We start from the raw sequence: 18,894 nt of genomic DNA on the forward strand, positions 1-18,894 counted from the left end.
GCTTAGAATGTGAGCTCCGTCGTCACCGAGTCCCCGCCCGCATGTCCATCCTCCGACTCTACACCCGCGTTCTCGAGTTGCTCGGCAAGGAGGCGCGGCTGGGCTGGCTGCTCGCGGTCGCCAACCTCCTGCTGGCGGGATCCCAGTTCGCCGAGCCCGTGCTGTTCGGCCGGATCGTCGACGTGCTCTCGGGCAAGACCGTGGCCGGCTCGAGCTCGGCCTGGCCGTTCCTGGTCGCCTGGGTCGCGTTCGGACTGTTCACCATCGTCTGCAGCGCGCTGGTGGCCTTGCAGGCCGACCGGCTCTCGCATCGTCAGCGCCAGGCGGTGCTGACCGATTATTTCGAGCACATCCTGCAGCTGCCCTTGACCTTCCACTCCGGCACCCATTCCGGCCGGCTGATGAAGGTCATGCTCAACGGCACGGACGCGCTGTGGCGGCTGTGGCTCGGCTTTTTCCGCGAGCATTTTGCCGCGATCCTTTCGGTCCTGGTGCTGCTGCCGTTGTCGCTCTACCTGAACTGGCGGCTGGCGATCCTCCTGTTCGTGCTCTGCATCGTTTTCACGGCGCTGACCACCTTCGTGGTGCGCAGGACCTTCGGCATGCAGATGGCGGTCGAGGAGCACTACAGCGAGCTCTCCGCGCGCGCGTCTGATGCGCTCGGCAACGTCGCGCTGGTGCAGAGCTTCGTGCGCGTCGAATCCGAGGTCAAGGGGCTGCGCTCGGTCGCCGACGAGCTGCTGGCCGCGCAGATGCCGGTGTTGTCGTGGTGGGCGCTGGTCACGGTGATCACGCGCGCCTCCACCACCATCACGGTGCTCGCGATCTTCACCCTCGGCATCGCGTTGCACGACCAGGGCCTGACCTCGGTCGGCGAGATCGTGATGTTCGTGAGCTTCGCGACGCTGCTGATCCAGAAGCTCGAGCAGGTGGTCAGCTTCATCAACAACGTGTTCATGGAAGCTCCGCGGCTGCGCGAGTTCTTCAATGTGCTCGACGCCGTGCCCGCGGTGCACGACCGGCCCGACGCAATCGATGCCGGCAGGCTGTCGGGCCTCGTCGAGTTCCACGACGTCACGTTCTCCTATGACGGCAAGCGGCCGGCGATCGAGGACCTCACCTTCACCGCGCTGCCGGGCCAGACCATTGCGCTGGTCGGCCCGACCGGAGCCGGCAAGTCCACCGCGATTGCGCTCCTGCACCGAGCCTTCGATCCGCAATCCGGCGTCATCAAGATCGACGGCATGGACGTGCGCGGCGTCACGTTGACCTCGCTGCGGCGGAACATCGGTGTCGTGTTCCAGGAAGCGCTGCTGTTCAACCGCTCGATCGCGGAGAACTTGCGCGTCGGCAAGCCGGATGCGACCGAGGCCGAGATGCGTAAGGCGGCGGAGCGCGCGCAGGCGCTGGAATTCATCGAACGCAGCGGCGGCTTCGAGACCAATGCCGGCGAGCGCGGCCGCATGCTCTCCGGCGGCGAACGGCAGCGGCTCTCGATCGCCCGCGCCCTGCTGAAGGACCCGCCGATCCTGATCCTGGACGAGGCGACCTCCGCGCTCGACGCGGTCACCGAGGTCAAGGTGAACGCCGCTCTCGACGAAGTGATGAGGGGCCGCACCACCTTCGTGATCGCCCATCGCCTCTCCACCATCCGCAACGCCACGCGCATCCTGGTGTTCGAGAATGGGCGGGTGATCGAAACCGGAACTTTCGATGAACTCGTGGCCAAAGGCGGCCATTTTGCCGAGATGGCCAAGGCCCAGTTCATGGTGCAGGAGAACGCACGGGCCAGCGTGACGGCCGCCGAGGCTGCCGCGACAGCTGTCAAATCCCCCTAGCAAGTCCCGAGAGGACCGTCGAAATTCGGCCTACTTCGTTGCGGAATACCGCGCCGATCCCCCTATTCTCGACGCACCAGCCGGTATAGGTTTGCGACGCCGCAAGCGGCGGCGCTGGATTTCAGAACCGACAATCAGATCACGAGAACCGGCCGTATCAGGCGGATCTCCAAGGACCGGAATCGGATAGTGCACGCCCTTCGCCCGCTGCTTCGCAAATCCCTGTTCAACCTGTTCGCTGCGACGCTCGCCTGTGCCGCGATGCTCGCGCCGCGCACGGCGAGCGCCGAAGCGCTCCTGCTGATCGAGGCCGATAGCGGCAAGGTGCTGCAGGCCGAAAACGCGACCCTTCCCTGGTACCCGGCCTCCGTCACCAAGATCATGACCGCCTATGTGACGCTGAAGGCGGTCAAGGACGGCAGGCTGACGCTTGACACGCTGCTCACGGTGTCGCCGACCGCGGCCTCGCAATCGCCATCGAAGATGGGGTTCCGCCCGGGAACCCAAGTCACCGTCGACAACGCGCTGAAGATGATGATGGTCAAGTCGGCGAACGACATGGCCGTGGTGCTCGCCGAAGGCGTCAGCGGCTCGGTCGACGGCTTCTCCGCGGTGATGAACGACACCGCGAGGAAGCTCGGCATGGCGCAGACGAGCTATGTCAATCCAAACGGCCTGCCCGCCGAAGGCCAGATCACCTCTGCGCGCGACCTCGGCATCTTGGCGCGGTCTTTCCTGCGCGACCTGCCGGAATACGAGTACTACATGCATATCCCGGCGATCCGCTTCGGCAAGCGCGTCACCGGCAATTTCAACAAGCTGATCGGCCGCTATCCCGGCGCCGACGGGTTCAAGACCGGCTTCATCTGCGCCTCCGGCTACAACCTCGTCGCCTCGGCCACGCGCAACGGCCGCCGGCTGATCGCGGTGGTGCTCGGTGCAAACTCCGGCACGGCACGCGCGGTGAAGGCGGCGCAGCTGCTGGAGCGTGGCTTCGCTCCGGACAACCTCACCTGGCTGCGCCCCTCGCTCGGCACGGTCGACAATCTCGTGCCGGTCGATGCCACGCCGCCGAACCTGCGCGACGAGATGTGCGGACCCAACCGCAAGCGGCCGGCCAGCGACGACGACGATGCGCTGATTGCGGCCAGTGGCGGCGCGACCGGATCGGGCTCCGCCACCGGCGGCGCGGCCCAGTTCACCTTCTTCACGGCAGGCCTGCAGCCGCCGCTGATGAAAGCTTCCGAGCTGATGGCCTCGGCTGCGGCTCCGACCGAGCCCGTGCTGGTCTATACCGGCCCGACCCGCACCGGCACCGCCCTGATTGCCGCTGTGGCAGCCGATGCCGACCAGCAGGCCGCGTCCAAGCCGCGCGCCAAGAAGCCGCGCGTCGCCAAGAAGCCAGACGCCGCCGACAAGCCGGCCGATAAGCCCAAGGACACCAAGACCGCGGCGGCCAAGCCGGATGCCAAGCCGACTGACGGCAAGGCGGCCAAGCCGGCCACGCCCCAACCGGCCGCAACCAAGCCGGCTGGCGCCAAGCATGCCGCGACCAAGCCGGATGCGGTGGCGAAGCCCGCCGAGAAGCCTTCGGCCGGCGGCGATCAGGCGGCGAAGCCCGCCAAGCCCAAGGCAGCGACGACCCCCGCCGCGACGAAGCCTCCCGCCGCGGCCAAACCGGCCAACAACAGTTAACGCCGCTCTGCACTAAACCGCAGCCCCGCTTCGCACCTGCGGCAGCACCGTTTTGCGACGATTCCAGTAGCGACGGCCCGACCTTTGCCCTAAGCCACGACGGCTTGCCACCCGTTCCGGCAAGCTGGATACTGGCGACAACGAGGCAAGCCCGAGAACAACGGGCCCTGGTCAATGAGGGGAGTCTTCCATGGAGCGCATCTGGCTCAAGCAATATCCGCCCGGCGTGCCTGCCGATATCGAGCCGACGCAATACGCATCGCTGGTCGACCTGCTGGAGGAGAGCTTCACCAAGTTCGCCGACCGCAAGGCATTCATCTGCATGGACAAGTCGATCAGCTATCGCGACCTCGACCAGATGTCGGTCGCGCTTGCCGCCTACTTGCAGGGCCGCGGGCTGCAGCGTGGCGCGCGTATCGCCATCATGATGCCGAACGTGCTGCAATACCCGGTCGCGACGGCCGCCGTGCTGCGCGCCGGTTTCGCGGTGGTCAACGTCAACCCGCTCTATACGCCGCGCGAGCTCGAGCACCAGCTGAAGGATTCGGGCGCCGAAGCGATCATCGTGCTGGAGAACTTCGCCCACACCGTCGAGCAGGTGATCGCGAAGACGCAGGTGAAGCACGTCATCGTCGCCAGCATGGGCGACCTGCTCGGCTTCAAGGGCGTGATCGTCAACCTCGTCGTCCGCCGGGTCAAAAAGATGGTACCGGCCTGGTCGTTGCCGGGCTCGGTCTCCTTCAACGACGCGCTGTCCGCCGGCCGTGGCATGACGTTCAACAAGCCGAAGCTGTCGCCCGGTGACGTCGCCTTCCTGCAATATACCGGCGGCACCACCGGCGTCTCCAAGGGCGCCACGTTGCTTCATCGCAACATCGTGGCCAACGTCTTGCAGAACGATGCCTGGCTGCAGCCGGCGCTCGCTTCGCCGCCGCATGTCGAGCAGCTCATGATCGTCTGCGCGCTGCCGCTCTATCACATCTTCGCGCTGACGGCCTGTTATCTGCTGGCTGTGCGCGCCGGCGGCTGCAACCTGCTGATCCCGAACCCGCGCGACATACCCGGCTTTATCAAGGAGCTGGCGAAATACCAGGTCAACACCTTCCCGGCCGTGAACACGCTCTACAACGCCTTGATGAACCATCCCGACTTCAAGAAGCTCGACTTCTCCAAGCTGAAGATCTCGAACGGCGGCGGCATGGCGGTGCAGCGCCCCGTTGCCGAGCAATGGAAGAACATCACGGGCTGCAGCATCGCCGAGGGCTACGGCCTGTCGGAGACGTCGCCTGTCCTGACCTGCAATCCGCCGACTGCGACCGAGTTCGCCGGCTCGATCGGCATCCCCGTGCCGTCGACTTACATCTCGATCCGGGACGACGAGGGCAACGAGGTCCCGCTCGGCCAGGCGGGCGAGATCTGCGCCAAGGGCCCGCAGGTGATGTCGGGCTACTGGAACAGGCCGGAAGAGACCGCCAAGGTGATGACCGCGGACGGCTATTTCCGCACCGGCGACATCGGCGTGATGGACGAGAAGGGCTATATCAAGATCGTCGACCGCAAGAAGGACATGATCCTGGTCTCCGGCTTCAACGTCTATCCGAACGAGGTCGAGGAAGTCATCGCGAGCCATCCAGGCGTGCTCGAATGCGCCGTGATCGGCATCCCCGATTCCAAGTCGGGCGAAGCGGTGAAGGCCTTCGTGGTGAAGAAGGATCCGAACCTCACGGCGGATGCCGTGATCAAGTTCTGTCACGACCAGCTCACCGGCTACAAGGTGCCCAAGCACGTCGAATTCCGCAATGACCTGCCGAAGACCAATGTCGGCAAGATCCTGCGTCGGCAGCTGCGCGACGAGAAGAAGGCGGAGGCGGCGTAAGGCGCGCCTCCATTCATGGCTGACGCCCGCGACATCACGCCATCAGGCGTTCTCGCCTTCTGGCGAGAGGCCGGGCGCCAACGCTGGTACGAGCGCAGCGATGATTTCGATGCGGAGATACGACGCCGCTTTCTCTCGCTGTGGCAGAAGGCAGCCGCCGGCGAGCTTGCCTCATGGGAGACAAGCGACGACGGCGTGCTGGCACTCGTCATCGTGCTCGACCAGTTTCCCCGCAACATGTTTCGCGGCACGCCGCAGGCCTTTGCCAGCGACGCACAGGCGCGCGACGTCGCCCGCCGCGCCATCGCGCGCGGCGTCGATCGCAGGGTCGATCCCCTCCTGCTGGAATTCCTCTATTTGCCCTTCATGCATTCCGAGCACCTGGCCGACCAGTTGCATTGCGTCGCGCTGTTTCGAAACACCGACAATACCGAAAGCCTGAAATACGCGCGCGACCACGCCGATATCATCGCGCGGTTCGGCCGCTTTCCCCACCGCAACCGTCTCCTCGGCCGCGACACCACCGAGGAGGAGCAGGCCTTCCTCGACGGCGGCGGTTTTGCCGGCTGATGACATCACGGTGAACGGCCGCCATCCTCGCCGCTTCCGCCACTGGCAATATTGTGCAGGCCCGCCGCCCGGTCTAAAAAGCGGGACCGATTTTCAGGGAGAGTGACGATGGCGATCCAGATTGGCGACAAGCTGCCCGAGGCGAAATTCCGCGTGATGACGGCGGAAGGCCCGCAGGTGAAGACCACCGACGACATCTTCAAGGGCAAGAAGGTGGCGCTGTTCGCGGTCCCCGGCGCCTATACCGGCACCTGCCACAAGATGCATCTGCCGAGCATCTTCCTCAACGCCTATGCCATGAAGGACAAGGGTGTCGACACCATCGCCATCGTCTCCGTCAACGACGCCTTCGTCATGAACGCCTGGAAGCGCGACACCGACCAGCGCGACGAGGCCGTCTTCCTCGCCGACGGCAATGCCGACTTCACCAAGGCGATCGGCATGGAGCTGGACGCCTCCGCCAACGGCCTCGGCATCCGCTCCAAGCGCTATTCGATGCTGATCGAGGACGGCGTGGTCAAGAAGCTGAACCTCGAGGCGATGCCCGGCAAGGTCGAGGTCTCCGGCGGCGATACGCTGCTCGGGCAGCTGTGAGGCGCCACCGGTCTTAGCCACACATGACGCTGTCATGCCCCGCGAAGGCGGGGCATCCAGTACGCCGAGGCTTCTCGGTTGAATCAGAAACGTATCGGAGTACTGGATCGCCCGGTCAAGCCGGGCGATGACAGTGGTGAATGAGGCGACGATGGCGCCCCCTACTCCCTCACCCGCTGCTGCAACCGCGCCATGACGATGCCGTCGCGCGCCAGCTGGTCGGCGCGCTCGTTCTCGGGGTGGCCGGCGTGGCCCTTGACCCAGTGCCAGCGGACCTCGTGCTGCTTCAGCGCTGCGTCGAGGCGCTGCCATAGCTCGACATTCTTCACCGGCTTCTTGTCGGCGGTGCGCCAGCCGTTGCGCTTCCAGCCGAAGATCCAGCCGGTGATGCCCTGCCGGACATACTGGCTGTCGGTGTAGAGGTCGACCGTGCACGGCCGCTTCAGCGCTTCGAGCGCCGAAATCGCCGCCATCAATTCCATCTGGTTGTTGGTGGTGTGCGGCTGGCCGCCGTTCAGCTCTTTCTCCTTGTCGCCGAACTTCAGGATCGCGCCCCAGCCGCCCGGCCCGGGATTTCCGGAGCAGGCGCCGTCGGTATAGATCGTGACATTGGGTAGCTCGCTCACGCCACCAGCCCCGACGGCATCAGCCCATAATCGCGCACGCTCGTCACGCTCTGATGGAAGCGCAGCTTGCGGACATACTCGAGCGGATCCTTCGGCTTGACCAGCGCGCCTGCGGGCACGTTGAGCCAGTCGACCAGCCGCGTCAGCAGGAAGCGGATCGCCGCGCCCCGCGCCAGCAGCGGCAGCGCGGCCTCTTCGGCTTCGCTCAGCTTGCGCACCCGGCCATAGGCGTTGAGGAAGGCACGCGCCTTGGTGACGTTGAAGGAATGATCCGGCTCGAAGCACCAGGCGTTGAGGCAGATCGCGACGTCATAGGCCAGCATGTCGTTGCAGGCGAAGGTGAAGTCGATGATCCCCGAGAGCTTGTCGCCGAGGAAAAAGACGTTGTCGTTGAAAAGGTCGGCGTGGATCACGCCTTCGGGCAGGTTGCTCGGCCAGACGCCGCTCGAGAGATAATCAAGTTCGGCGGCAAGAAAATCGCGCAGACCGGGCTGCACCTCGTCGGCGCGGCTTGAAGCTGCGTCGAACAGCGGCCGCCAGCCGGAAACCGAGAGCGCATTGGTGCGCTTGATCGCAAAATTCGCGCCTGCCAGATGCATCTTCGCCAGCCCCTCGCCGACCCCGGCGCAATGGGTCGCGTTCGGCTTGCGCGGCCAGACGCCTTCGAGGAAGGTGATGATCGCTGCGGGCCGGCCTGCTAGCTCGCGCAGCGCCTCGCCGTCTCTTGCCTTCACAGGCAGCGGACAATTGACGCCGTGCTCGGCCAGATGCGTCATCAGCGCGAGAAAGAACGGCAGATCGTTCCTTGCCACGCGCTTTTCGTACAGCGTGAGGATGAACGAGCCTTTGCTTGTGTGCAGCAGGAAGTTGGAATTTTCGACGCCCTCGGCGATGCCCTTGTAGGAGAGCAATTCGCCGAGATCGTATTGCTTCAGGAAATCCGCAAGCTCGTCGGCGGCGACGTCGGTGTAGACCGCCATCAAGGTCTACTCGGCGGCAGCTTCGGGGCGCACCTGACGCGGCAACGGGAAGAACTCGTTCTCTTCCGCGGCCGAGACCGTCTCCACGTGCAGCGTGTAGCGCTCGGCGAAGGCGTCCATGATCTCCTCGACGATCACCTCAGGCGCGGACGCGCCAGCGGTGATGCCAAGGCTCTTGATGTTGCCGAACCTGGTCCAGTCGAGGTCCGCGGCGCGCTGCGCCAGCACCGCGATCTTGCAGCCCTCGCGCTCGGCAACCTCGCGCAGGCGCTGCGAGTTCGACGAGTTGGGAGCACCGACCACGATGAGCGCGTCCACCACCGGCGCCACCTTCTTCACCGCGAGCTGGCGGTTGGTGGTGGCGTAGCAGATGTCTTCCTTGTGCGGCCCGTTGATGTTGGGGAAGCGTTCCTTGAGCAGCGCGACGATCTCCGCGGTGTCGTCGATCGACAGCGTGGTCTGCGTCACGAAGGCGAGGTTGTTGGGGTCCTTCGGCGTGATGGTCTTGGCATCCTCGGCGGTCTCGATCAGGGTCACTGCGCCGGGCGGCAGCTGGCCGAGCGTACCGACTACCTCGGGATGGTGGGAATGGCCGATCAGGAAGATCTCGCGGCCGCGCTTGAAATGGATCGCGGCCTCGCGATGCACCTTGGTCACCAGCGGGCAAGTCGCATCCAGCGAGAACAGGTTGCGGGACTGGGCGTCGGCCGGAACCGATTTCGGTACGCCATGGGCCGAGAACACCACCGGGGCGGTGGTATTCTCGGGGATTTCGGCGAGCTCCTCGACGAAGATGGCGCCCTTCTTCTTCAACCCATCGACGACGTACTTGTTGTGCACAATCTCGTGGCGAACATAGACGGGGGCGCCGTACTTATCGAGCGCCCGTTCCACGGTGTCGATCGCCCGGACCACCCCGGCACAGAAGCCGCGGGGAGAACAAAGCACGATCTTGAGGTCTGGTTTGGCTGACATTGAGCGATCTCGGGACCGAATCACCCGATCGCGTTCTGCCGGGGCGGTCGATGGATGGGAATTTGGCTTAAAACTGTCGGCTTGAACCTTACAGCGGTTCAAAGGGAATTGGGCCCCCTTTCGGGCGGTGTCAAGGCACTATCTATAGCAGAACCATTGCATGGCTACCCCCTCCGGGCTTATATAGCGCGAATTCCCTGTCATCGCTGATGACCACCGGTTTCGCCTCCAGAGGGGTGGGCGAAGCACAAAGGAGATTTGCCATGAGCAACGCACCTCTGATGCCCAAGGCGACCGCCGTTTGGCTGCTCGACAACACCGCGCTGACCTTCGACCAGGTCGCCGATTTCACCAAGATGCATCCCCTCGAGGTGCGTGCCATCGCCGACGGCGACGCCGCCCAGGGCATCAAGGGCATGGATCCCCTCTCCAATGGCCAGCTGACCCGCGAGGAAATCGAGAAGGGCGAGAAGAACCCGGACTACCGGCTCCGCCTCCAGGAGAGCAAGGTGGTGCTGCCGCCCCAGCCCAAGCGCAAGGGCCCGCGTTATACCCCGGTCTCGCGCCGCCATGAGCGCCCGAGCGCCATCCTCTGGCTGCTGCGCAACCATGCGGAGCTCAAGGACGCCCAGATCATGCGCCTGGTCGGCACCACCAAGAGCACGATCGCGAGCGTGCGCGACCGTACCCACTGGAACACCTCGGCGCTGACCCCGATCGACCCGGTCACGCTCGGCCTGTGCTCGCAGATCGAGCTCGATTTCGAGGTGCAGCGCGCGGCGAAGGAGAAGCCGATCGACGCAGCCTATGGCGGCGCCACCCTGCTGCCGGCCTCCGAGACCACCCGCAAGGACGAGTACGAGCCCGCGGAGAAGTCCAGCGACGACCTCAACGTCGACGCCGTGTTTGCCAAGCTGAAGACGCTCGGCGGCAAGAAGCACGAGGACGAGGAGGAGTAATTCCTCCCGTTCATCCACCATCAACGCGAACGCGGCAGGAAAACCTGCCGCGTTTTGTTTGTACGCCCGAGCTGGGCTTCAGGTCAGAACTTGTAGGTCACACCCGCGCCGACCAGCCACGGATCGATATGCGCGGTGCCGGTGACCGGCAGGCCGGAGACGATGGCGCTGTAGTTCGGGCGCAGCCAGAGCTTCTTGACGTCGACATTGAGACCCCAGTGCCGGTCGATCATGTAGTCGAAGCCGAACTGGACGGCGCCGCCCCAGGCGTTGCTGACGTGCAGGTTGGTGGTGGTGGCGACGATCGCGGGCGGACCGGCGATCGCGGAAGGCGCATTGGCCGCGGAATTGTTGAAGAACACGGTGTAGTTCACGCCCGCGCCGACATACGGCTTGAACGCGCCGAACTGGTCGAAGTGATATTGCAGCGTCAGCGTCGGCGGCAGCAGCGTGGTCTTGCCGATCGGCAGATTCGCGAGCGAGCCGGTGCCGCTGATCGAATGCCTGGTCACGCCCAGGATCAATTCGGCAGCGATGTTCTTGGTGAAGAAATAGCTGATGTCGAGCTCGGGGACGACCTGGTCGCTGATCGACAGGCCTGAATTCGGCGACGACAGCGAAGGCACGCCCGCGACATTGACGGTGCTCCCGCCCGCATCCGGCAATACGCCGAGCACCCGCAGGCGGATCATCCACGGATTGAACGCCTCCACCGGCACCGGCGCCTTCTTGTAGACCGGCAGATCTGCCGCCTGCACTGATGCAAAAGTGCCCACGAGCATCGCGCCGAGCGTCGCGACCCGCGCCAAGTTTCTTATCGTTCCATCCATTTTCAATCCCCTTCAACCATGTCGACGCGTCGTTGCGCGACATCAGCGTCAGAGCAGAAAGAGGATGGTGAAGGATTTGATGCCGATCAAACCAGGACTATCGCGACGCGATTTGGCCCCCGGCGTTGCAGATGTGTCACGGAAACCGCGAATGCGAAGCGGGTGGCGCGGCAGCATAGTGCCGCAGCTCACATCACGGGCGCACGGGGTTGTTCAGCATGTACTCGCCGAGATCGCGCTGGCGGCGGTCGGCGCGCGCGGTGGCCGCGTTGCGCTGGACGTCGCGGTCCTTGCGGCAGGCTACGTATTCCGGCGAGCCCTGCGCATAGCCGCGGCTCTGGCAGACGGCGTCGTCATCATCGCCGCCCGCCGCCACCGGATTCTGGTAGCGCGCCGAGCAGGCGGAGAGAGCGACGGCGAGAGCTAAGGCGGTCAGCAGGCGTGGCGCGGCGGCAAGTGGCATACGAGGTCCCCTATCGGCCGGCCCTGTTTAGCGCGGAATGCGGAGATTGTAAGTCCCTGGACGCCGTTCCACGCTCGCTGTCGTTCCCCGCACAGGCGGGCGATGACAGTGGAGAGCGGTGAAGCAACGCCCTTCCCGCCCCGGGATGACGCTTCGCCTCACATCCGTCCCTTCAGCGCCTCGCCGATCTCCTCGAGTGCCTTGGGATCCTCGATCGTCGCCGGCATGGTCCAGGATTCTCCGTCGGCGATCTTCTTGATGGTGCCGCGCAGAATCTTTCCGGAGCGCGTCTTGGGCAGGCGGCCGACGGTGATGGCGAGCTTGAACGCGGCGACCGGGCCGAGCTTGTCGCGCACCAGCGCGACGATCTCCTTCTCGATCTCGGCCGGCGGGCGCTTCACGCCCGCTTTCAGCACCAGGAAGCCGCAGGGCACCTCGCCCTTGATCGCGTCCTTGACGCCGAGCACGGCGCATTCGGCGACATCGGGATGCGAGGCCAGGATCTCCTCCATGCCGCCGGTGGAGAGGCGATGCCCGGCGACGTTGATGATGTCGTCGGTGCGGCCCATCACGAAGATATAGCCGTCCTCGTCCTTGTAGCCGGCGTCGGAGGTTTTGTAATAGCCGGGGAATTCGCTCAGGTAAGCCTCCTTGAAGCGCGCGTCCTGATTCCACAGCGTCGGCAGGCAGCCCGGCGGCATCGGCAGCCTGATGACGATCGAGCCCATGGTGTTGGGGCCGACCGGCTTTGCCGCTTCGTCGACGACATCGACCTGATAGCCCGGCATCGGCACCGTCGGCGAGCCGTGCTTCACCGGCAGCATGCCGAGGCCGACCGGATTGCCGGCGATGCACCAGCCGGTCTCGGTCTGCCACCAATGGTCGATCACCGGTACCTTCAGCTGCTGCTCCGCCCATTCCACGGTCGGCGGATCGGCGCGCTCGCCGGCGAGGAACAGGGTACGGAATTTCGAGAGGTCGTACTGCCGGATGAATTTCCCTTCCGGGTCTTCCTTGCGGATGGCGCGGAAGGCCGTCGGCGCGGTGAAGAAGGCCACCGCCTTGTGCTCGGAGATCACGCGCCAGAACGCGCCGGCGTCGGGCGTGCCGACCGGCTTGCCCTCGTACATGATCGTGGTCGCGCCATGCAGCAGCGGGCCGTAGACGATGTAGCTGTGGCCGACCACCCAGCCGATGTCGGAGCCGCACCACCAGACCTCGCCCGGCTTGACGCCATAGAGGTTGAACATCGACCATTTCACCGCGACGAGATGCCCGCCATTGTCGCGCACGACGCCCTTCGGCACGCCTGTTGTGCCCGAGGTATAGAGGATGTAGAGCGGGTCTGTCGCGGCGACAGGCACGCAAGCCGCGCGCTTGCCGTCGTTCAGCGCCTTGCGGCGCAGGCTGGCCCAGTCGTAATCGCGGCTCGGCGTCATCTCGCAGGTGAGCTGCGGACGCTGCAGCACGATGCAGGCCTTCGGCTTGCTGCTGGCAAGCTTGATCGCCTCGTCGAGCAGCGGCTTGTACTGCACGATGCGGCCGGGCTCGATGCCGCAGCTAGCGGACAGGATCAGCTTGGGCTGCGCATCGTCGATGCGGGTGGCAAGCTCCTTCGCGGCAAAGCCGCCGAACACCACCGAGTGCACCGCACCGAGCCGCGCGCAGGCGAGCATCGCGACCACCGCCTCCGGCACCATCGGCATATAGAGGATGACACGATCGCCTTTGGCGACGCCGAAATCCTGCATGATTGCGGCGAGCGCCCGGACCTCGTTCAGCAGTTCGGCATAGGTGAGCTTGGTGACCGAGCCCGTCAGCGGCGAATCATGGATCAGCGCGACCTGGTCGGCGCGGCCGCGCTCGACGTGGCGGTCGAGGGCGTTGTAGCAGGTGTTGACGACGCCGCCGGCAAACCAGCGGCCGTAGGTTCCTTGCGAGGGATCGAAGACCTTCGTCGCAGGCTCGATCCAGTCGATCTCCTTCGCCGCCTCGGCCCAGAAGCCCTCGGGATCGGCCAGCGAGCGCGCATGGACTTCATGATAGCTGCTTTTGCCCTGGATATTCATTCCCGCGCTCCCGTTCCCTTGATTCACCTGGCTTGAACCTCGTGGCAGGACAGGCGCCCCGCCATGACCAGGATCAATTGCCGGCCTTGTTGGAGCCCATTTTCCCGGGAACGGGCCGCGGTTCAAGGTGAAAAGGATGGGTTTTTGGCGGAGAGGTGTGAAGCTTGCGCGGCATCGGCAGTCGGCTCCCTCGTTGGGGTGGGGGTGTCTCCGCGTTGGGATCGTGCAAGATCCATGAGGTCCCCAAGAGGAGAGAGCCCTCACCCGCCGCGCTCTCCGAGCGCGTCGACCTCTCCCGCAGGCGGGAGAGGTTACGGAACCAGCCGCAAGGCTTCAGCTCCTTCGCCTCTCAGCTCTCCATCGCGTTCAGCCGCTGCAAGCGGTCCTGCATGATCTTCTTCAGATCGTATCCGGGGCGGCGGAAGCTCGCATTGCGCGTCGTGAGGAACTCGCGCTGGGTCTTGCGCAGGTCGCTAGCGGAACGTCCTTTGGAAGCCCTCAGCACGCGTTCATAGGTCTCGGCGATCTGACGGTCGAGCACGCCGAGCTGCGGATCGGCGCAGATCACTTTCTCGACCTCGCGCTTGGCGGTCGCGCACTTGAAGGACGGACCGCTATCGTCGGCCGAGCGCGCATGCATTGGGCCCGGCGACGCCGCGCCGAACCTGGCGATCTCGGCAATCATGCTGCGGCGGCCGTTCGCTGCATTCTCGTTGCCGGGATCCAGCTTCAGCGCCGTCTCATAATCGGCAAGCGCCTTCTTGCGCTCGCCCATCTTCTTGTAGAGCACCGCGCGGTTGTTGTAGGTCTTGGCGAAATTCGGATCGAGCTTCAGCGCAGCCTCGTAGTCGCTCAGCGCCGCCCCGAGCTCGCCTTTGAACTGGTAGGAGTCGCCGCGGTTTGTCAGGAAGTTGGCGCGCTGCTCCCGCCGGATCGCCTGGTCGTAATCGGCAATCGCCTTGTCGTACTCGCCCATCGCAGCATAGGTCAGGCCGCGGTTGTCGTAATATTCCGGCACCTTCGGGTCGAGCCTGATCGCCTCGCCGTCGTCGGCGACCGCCTTGTCGAGCTGGCCGAGCTTCTTGTAGGCCGCGCCGCGATTGGTGTAGGTGCGCGCGCGGTCGGGATCGAGCCGCAGCGCCTCGTCGAAATTTCTGATCGCCTTCTCGTTGTCGCCGCCGAGATAATAGGCCACACCGCGGTCGGACCAGGCTTGCGCATCGTCCGGCTTCAGCTTGATCGCCTGGTCGTAATCGGCGAGCGCGCGGTCGAGGCGGCGCTGATTGGTGTAGACGACGCCGCGCAGCTCGTAAGCTTCGGCATCCTGAGGGTCGAGCTCGATCGCCTTGGTCAGATCCGCCGCGGCCCGATTGAGGTCGCCGCCGGCCTCGCGCAGGAGATCGCCGCGCACGCGCCAGGCCTTCGCGTTCTTGCCGTCGAGCGCGATGGCGCGGTCGAGATCCCGCAGCGCCTGTGACTGGCCTCCAAGGGTCTGCGCATTGGCTTCGGCGCGGACGACGAGGGCCGCGCTGCGTTCGGCGGCCGAATTGGCGGTCTGGTCGATGATGGCGCTGCACGCGGAGATCAACTCAACCGGGGCGGCCTTGCTTCCCAGCACGCACTCGGTGCTCGCCGCGGCGGGAGCCGCGAGAACGAAACTCATGGCCGCGCCGAGAAAGAGGGCGCGAAGCGAGATTTTGGCAGGCGAAAGCGCTTGCGCGGAGGCGTGAGTGCCGCACATGACATAGGGCTCCGTGACGTCGGGTTCTCACCGTTGTCGCAGCTGGCAAGCGATGGGTTCAAACCGGGCCTGGGAGGGACGGAGCGCTGCCGGCTCTCCCTCGCCCTGCTTGGGCAGGACTATCGCATATGAGATGTGGCTATGGGCACCGGCTGTCTCCACAGCGTCATGGCCGGGCTCGTCCCGGCCATCCACGCCTTTTCACAGGGCACAAAGAACGTGGATGCCCGGGACAAGCCCGGGCATGACGACCCCTGCAATATTCAAATGCGATTGCCCTGCCGCTTGCGGGGAGAGGCGAAAATCTCAATATCCATCCACACCGTTCAGCCGCTGCAAGCGCTGCTGCATCGCCTTCTTCAGGTCGTATCCCGGCCGGCCGAAATCGGCATTGCGGCGCGCGATGAACTCGACCTGCTCGCGCTGGAGCGCTTTGGCCTCGGCCGCATTGCGCGCCTCCCGGATCGCACGGGCATTGGAGGCAAAGACCTCGCGATCGAGATCGGCGAGCTCGCGATTGCCGCAGATCGCCCGTTCCACCGCCCGACGCGCTCGCCCGCAATTGAAGCTGGGCTTGCCGGCGACCGCCATCTGCGCGCCGATCCGCTCGATCTCGCGCGCCATCGCCTTGTGATTGGCTTTGGCCTTCTCGTGGTTCGGATCGATCCTGAGCGCTGCGCCGAAATCCTGCACCGCCTTCGGCTTGTCACCCTTCTTCAGCCAGAGTTCGCCGCGCGCATTGAAGACGTCGGCAAGGCCGGGATCGAGCAGAAGAGCACGGCTGTCGTCGGCGATGGCATGGTCCACCTGATTGTGCCGCGCATAGAGCGCACCGCGCGCGATCAGAGCCTTGATCAGATCGGCCTTCGTCGTCTTCTCGTTGTCGATCACTTCGGCGCAGGCAGTGGCGGCCTTGTCCATGTCATCGGCTGCGGCCGCGGCGAGGCAGGGCGCGACATCGACCTGCGTCACAGCCACCGGCTCGCCGCCGGTCGCGGCATCGGCCGGGGCGAACGATAGCGCATAGAGCAGTCCGGCGCCGATCAGCTGAATGAGAAAACGCATGCGTTGCAGTCGAAGCCTTGTCGTCGATGTTAAGCTCTTGCCTTGAAGCCGCACTATCCATCATACGGCCGGATTGGTGCTAGCTTGTGGCGCCGCTGAAATCGGCTTCGGGGATCATCGTGTCGACATTCGAATGGATCATTGTGTTGCTGCTCGGCGCGGTTGGCTTATCGGCGCTGGCGCGGCGGATCAAGGTGCCCTACCCGACCTTTCTCGCCATCGGCGGCGCGCTGATCGCCTTCGTGCCGTCGAGCCCGTCCTGGACGCTGGAGCCGGACCTCGCCCTTGCCCTTTTTGTCGCGCCGGTCCTGCTCGATGCCGCCTTCGACACGTCGCTGCGCGACCTTCGCAAGAACTGGGTTCCGGTCTCGACCCTGGTGGTGGCTGCGGTCGGCCTCACCACGGCCGCCGTGGCCTATGTCGCGCACCGGCTGATGCCCGACATGCCCTGGGCCGCCGCGGTCGCGCTCGGCGCCATCGTGGCGCCGCCGGATGCGGCCGCTGCGGTTGCGATCCTGAGCCAGGTCAAGCTGCCCCACCGCATGGTCAAGGTGCTGGAGGGCGAAAGCCTGCTCAACGATGCCAGCGCGCTGCTGATCTATCGCATCGCCGTCGGCGCGGTCGCCACCGAGCATCTGACCTGGAGCCAGGTCGCCCCGACCATGGCGCTGGCGCTGGTCGGCAGCGTCATCGCTGGTCTGGCCGCAGGCCGCATCATTCCGCTGTTCATGGAGCGGGTGACGGAGGCGCCGAGCGCCATCATCGTGCAGTTCGCCACCACCTTCATGGTCTGGATCGCCGCCGAGCATCTCGGTCTCTCCGGCATCCTCACCATCGTGGTCTACGCCATCACGGTCGCGCGCACCGCACCGGCGCGCATCCCGGCGCGGCTGCGGGTGCCGTCCTATGCGGTGTGGGAGACGACCGTGTTCGTGCTCAACGTGCTCGCCTTCATGCTGATCGGCATGCAGATGCGGCCGATCTGGACGCGGCTGGATGCGGACGTGCGCTGGGAATATTGCGTGGCCGCCGCCTGGATCCTGCTTACGGTGATCCTGGTACGCCTGTTCTGGGTGACGTTCTATCGCACGAGCCTGCGGGTGCTGATCGCGCAGGGGCTCTATCATCCCAAGGATCCGCAGCAGGTGGCCTCGCCCAAGGGCGGGCTCATCATCTCCTGGTGCGGCATGCGCGGCCTCGTCACGCTCGCCACCGCCTTTGCCCTGCCGGAAAACTTTCCCTATCGTGACTTCATCGTCTTCATCGCGTTTGCGGTGGTGCTGGGATCGCTGGTGATCCAGGGCCTGACGCTGCGGCCGCTGATCCTCGCTTTCAACCTCAAGGACGACGATCCCGTCGGCATCGAGGTCGCCCGCGGCCGCGCCGTGGCCTATCGCGCCGCGCTCGATGCGATCGAGAGCGATCCGTCGGAGGAGGGGGAAATCCTGCGGCTCGAATATCGCGCCATCCTGATGCAGGCCGAGACCGATCCCAACGGCGGCATCAGCAACGGCGAACTGCCCGCCGATCCCCTGCGCCGCCGCGCTATCGAGGCCGCGCGCAAGGCGATCTTCGACCTGCGCGCCACCGAGGTGATCGGCGACGATGCGTTTCATCGGCTCGAGGAGGAGCTCGATCGCGCAGAATTGAGCGCCGGCGGATGATGTCTCTCCGCTGTCGTCCCGACAAGAGTTTGGGCGCTCTGCAATGTGCGCCGAGTCACACGCAGCATCCCGCAGCTTGAACCAAACCCCGCCTCTCCAGACTCACCCCTGATGACGACCCTGATTGACGACCGTCGTGTACGCGCGCGTGATGCGTCGCCTGCACGATATTTTTATCTCCACATGGCGCTCGCCTGCGCCGCCACTGCCTTTCTCGGCTTCGCACCGACCTATTGGGTGCCGCTCGCTCACCGGACATTGTCCGCAAGCCCGGTGATCCATTTTCACGGACTCTTGTTCTTCACCTGGTCGCTTTATTTCGTGCTCCAGACCTGGCTCGCGGCCTCCGGCCGCGTGGTCAATCACCGCTCGTTCGGCATTGTCGGCGTCTCGCTTGCGACCGCGATGGTCATTTCTGGCTTCTTCGCGTCCGTGACCTCGATGAAGAACGCCGCGGCGCTCGGACAGGCCGATGCAGGCATCGCCTTCTCGATCGTGCCGCTGAGCGGCATCGCATTCTTTGCCGTGGTGTTCGCGCTCGCCATCATGAACGCGCGCAGGCTCGAGGTTCACAAGCGCCTGATGCTGCTCGCGGCGGTCTCGATCCTCGACGCCGCGATCGCGCGCTGGTTCCTGACCTTCCTCGCACCATCAGGACCGCCCGGCCCGCCGCCGGTGCCCGTGACGATCGCGCCTGCTGTGGTCGCCTCCATTCTGCTTGTCGTCGCCATGGTGCGCGACTGGCGCGCCGAGGGCCGCGTGCATCCGGTATACATCACGGGCACGCTCGCGCTTCTGGCGGTGAAGGTGCTCAACTGGCCGGTCAGCGAAACGGCGGCGTGGCACGCATTTGCCGGCGGCATCCTGGCGCTGGCGCAGTAGGCGACCAACACGCCGCTGTCGTCCCGAGCATCAAATCCGTCATGCTGGGAGAGGTTGCACCCGTCAC

Annotated in this window: 16 protein-coding genes; 8 read left to right on the top strand and 8 right to left on the bottom strand. The window is 65.2% G+C overall.

What is annotated here, in order from left to right; all coding sequences use genetic code 11:
• Nucleotides 1–41 precede the first annotated feature (41 nt).
• From I6F36_RS13800 to I6F36_RS13820, 5 genes are all read left to right on the top strand, one after another.
• A complete protein-coding gene (locus I6F36_RS13800; RefSeq protein WP_036021230.1) occupies nucleotides 42–1,838 on the top strand; it encodes a glucan ABC transporter ATP-binding protein/ permease in 1,797 nt (598 codons plus the stop codon).
• Between the two features lie 189 nt (nucleotides 1,839–2,027).
• Nucleotides 2,028–3,533 carry a D-alanyl-D-alanine carboxypeptidase family protein gene (locus I6F36_RS13805; RefSeq protein WP_074447682.1) on the top strand — a complete coding sequence of 502 codons (1,506 nt, stop codon included), beginning with the start codon at nucleotides 2,028–2,030 and terminating at the stop codon, nucleotides 3,531–3,533.
• Between the two features lie 190 nt (nucleotides 3,534–3,723).
• Complete coding sequence (locus tag I6F36_RS13810; RefSeq protein WP_036021219.1) at nucleotides 3,724–5,409, top strand: long-chain fatty acid--CoA ligase; 1,686 nt, start codon at nucleotides 3,724–3,726, stop codon at nucleotides 5,407–5,409.
• Nucleotides 5,410–5,424: 15 nt separating this feature from the next.
• Nucleotides 5,425–5,979, top strand: coding sequence for a DUF924 family protein (locus tag I6F36_RS13815; RefSeq protein ID WP_036021216.1), 555 nt, complete (start codon nucleotides 5,425–5,427; stop codon nucleotides 5,977–5,979).
• Between the two features lie 108 nt (nucleotides 5,980–6,087).
• A complete protein-coding gene (locus tag I6F36_RS13820) occupies nucleotides 6,088–6,573 on the top strand; it encodes a peroxiredoxin (RefSeq protein ID WP_028180275.1) in 486 nt (161 codons plus the stop codon).
• Nucleotides 6,574–6,734: 161 nt separating this feature from the next.
• Here I6F36_RS13820 and rnhA read toward each other — a convergent pair whose 3' ends face one another.
• Genes rnhA through ispH form a run of 3 tightly spaced genes read right to left on the bottom strand, consistent with a single transcriptional unit; the run spans nucleotide 6,735 to nucleotide 9,154 of the window.
• A complete protein-coding gene (rnhA, locus tag I6F36_RS13825) occupies nucleotides 6,735–7,199 on the bottom strand; it encodes a ribonuclease HI (RefSeq protein ID WP_035997507.1) in 465 nt (154 codons plus the stop codon).
• Nucleotides 7,196–8,179: a homoserine kinase gene (locus I6F36_RS13830; RefSeq protein WP_035997505.1), complete on the bottom strand. Its 984-nt coding sequence runs from the start codon at nucleotides 8,177–8,179 to the stop codon at nucleotides 7,196–7,198. The genes rnhA and I6F36_RS13830 overlap by 4 nt, the downstream gene beginning before the upstream one ends.
• A 6-nt stretch (nucleotides 8,180–8,185) precedes the next feature.
• Nucleotides 8,186–9,154 carry a 4-hydroxy-3-methylbut-2-enyl diphosphate reductase gene (gene ispH, locus I6F36_RS13835; protein ID WP_036021214.1) on the bottom strand — a complete coding sequence of 323 codons (969 nt, stop codon included), beginning with the start codon at nucleotides 9,152–9,154 and terminating at the stop codon, nucleotides 8,186–8,188.
• A gap of 263 nt (nucleotides 9,155–9,417) precedes the next feature.
• Here ispH and I6F36_RS13840 point away from each other — a divergent pair, with 263 nt between their 5' ends.
• On the top strand, nucleotides 9,418–10,113 hold the full coding sequence (locus I6F36_RS13840) for a DUF1013 domain-containing protein (protein ID WP_035997500.1): 696 nt from the start codon (nucleotides 9,418–9,420) through the stop codon (nucleotides 10,111–10,113).
• 83 nt (nucleotides 10,114–10,196) lie between these two features.
• Here I6F36_RS13840 and I6F36_RS13845 read toward each other — a convergent pair whose 3' ends face one another.
• The 5 genes from I6F36_RS13845 to I6F36_RS13865 form a co-directional block, all read right to left on the bottom strand.
• On the bottom strand, nucleotides 10,197–10,943 hold the full coding sequence (locus I6F36_RS13845) for an OmpW family protein (protein ID WP_225126527.1): 747 nt from the start codon (nucleotides 10,941–10,943) through the stop codon (nucleotides 10,197–10,199).
• 193 nt (nucleotides 10,944–11,136) lie between these two features.
• Complete coding sequence (locus I6F36_RS13850; protein WP_225126530.1) at nucleotides 11,137–11,406, bottom strand: hypothetical protein; 270 nt, start codon at nucleotides 11,404–11,406, stop codon at nucleotides 11,137–11,139.
• Between the two features lie 158 nt (nucleotides 11,407–11,564).
• A complete protein-coding gene (locus I6F36_RS13855; RefSeq protein WP_225126532.1) occupies nucleotides 11,565–13,475 on the bottom strand; it encodes a propionyl-CoA synthetase in 1,911 nt (636 codons plus the stop codon).
• A gap of 349 nt (nucleotides 13,476–13,824) precedes the next feature.
• The gene (locus I6F36_RS13860; protein WP_225126534.1) at nucleotides 13,825–15,216 is read right to left on the bottom strand and encodes a tetratricopeptide repeat protein; all 1,392 of its coding nucleotides are present in this window, start codon (nucleotides 15,214–15,216) and stop codon (nucleotides 13,825–13,827) included.
• Between the two features lie 306 nt (nucleotides 15,217–15,522).
• A complete protein-coding gene (locus tag I6F36_RS13865; protein WP_109142345.1) occupies nucleotides 15,523–16,281 on the bottom strand; it encodes a tetratricopeptide repeat protein in 759 nt (252 codons plus the stop codon).
• A gap of 86 nt (nucleotides 16,282–16,367) precedes the next feature.
• Between I6F36_RS13865 and I6F36_RS13870 the strand changes: the two genes are divergently transcribed.
• Both I6F36_RS13870 and I6F36_RS13875 read left to right on the top strand, forming a co-directional pair.
• A complete protein-coding gene (locus I6F36_RS13870; protein ID WP_225126535.1) occupies nucleotides 16,368–17,945 on the top strand; it encodes a sodium:proton antiporter in 1,578 nt (525 codons plus the stop codon).
• 111 nt (nucleotides 17,946–18,056) lie between these two features.
• Nucleotides 18,057–18,827, top strand: coding sequence for a hypothetical protein (locus tag I6F36_RS13875; RefSeq protein WP_225135423.1), 771 nt, complete (start codon nucleotides 18,057–18,059; stop codon nucleotides 18,825–18,827).
• Nucleotides 18,828–18,894 lie beyond the last annotated feature (67 nt).

The sequence above is a fragment of the Bradyrhizobium sp. BRP19 genome (genome assembly GCF_020194195.1).
Classification (GTDB): domain Bacteria; phylum Pseudomonadota; class Alphaproteobacteria; order Rhizobiales; family Xanthobacteraceae; genus Bradyrhizobium; species Bradyrhizobium yuanmingense.

Bases quoted from the DNA above. Each gene is read 5' to 3' on its own strand.
- I6F36_RS13800 (WP_036021230.1), top strand. From the start codon at position 42: ATGTCCATCCTCCGACTCTACACCCGCGTTCTCGAGTTGCTCGGCAAG.
- I6F36_RS13810 (WP_036021219.1), top strand. From the start codon at position 3,724: ATGGAGCGCATCTGGCTCAAGCAATATCCGCCCGGCGTGCCTGCCGAT.
- I6F36_RS13815 (WP_036021216.1), top strand. From the start codon at position 5,425: ATGGCTGACGCCCGCGACATCACGCCATCAGGCGTTCTCGCCTTCTGG.
- I6F36_RS13820 (WP_028180275.1), top strand. From the start codon at position 6,088: ATGGCGATCCAGATTGGCGACAAGCTGCCCGAGGCGAAATTCCGCGTG.
- I6F36_RS13830 (WP_035997505.1), bottom strand. From the start codon at position 8,179: ATGGCGGTCTACACCGACGTCGCCGCCGACGAGCTTGCGGATTTCCTG.
- ispH (WP_036021214.1), bottom strand. From the start codon at position 9,154: ATGTCAGCCAAACCAGACCTCAAGATCGTGCTTTGTTCTCCCCGCGGC.
- I6F36_RS13840 (WP_035997500.1), top strand. From the start codon at position 9,418: ATGAGCAACGCACCTCTGATGCCCAAGGCGACCGCCGTTTGGCTGCTC.
- I6F36_RS13845 (WP_225126527.1), bottom strand. From the start codon at position 10,943: ATGGATGGAACGATAAGAAACTTGGCGCGGGTCGCGACGCTCGGCGCG.
- I6F36_RS13850 (WP_225126530.1), bottom strand. From the start codon at position 11,406: ATGCCACTTGCCGCCGCGCCACGCCTGCTGACCGCCTTAGCTCTCGCC.
- I6F36_RS13855 (WP_225126532.1), bottom strand. From the start codon at position 13,475: ATGAATATCCAGGGCAAAAGCAGCTATCATGAAGTCCATGCGCGCTCG.
- I6F36_RS13860 (WP_225126534.1), bottom strand. From the start codon at position 15,216: ATGTGCGGCACTCACGCCTCCGCGCAAGCGCTTTCGCCTGCCAAAATC.
- I6F36_RS13865 (WP_109142345.1), bottom strand. From the start codon at position 16,281: ATGCGTTTTCTCATTCAGCTGATCGGCGCCGGACTGCTCTATGCGCTA.
- I6F36_RS13875 (WP_225135423.1), top strand. From the start codon at position 18,057: ATGACGACCCTGATTGACGACCGTCGTGTACGCGCGCGTGATGCGTCG.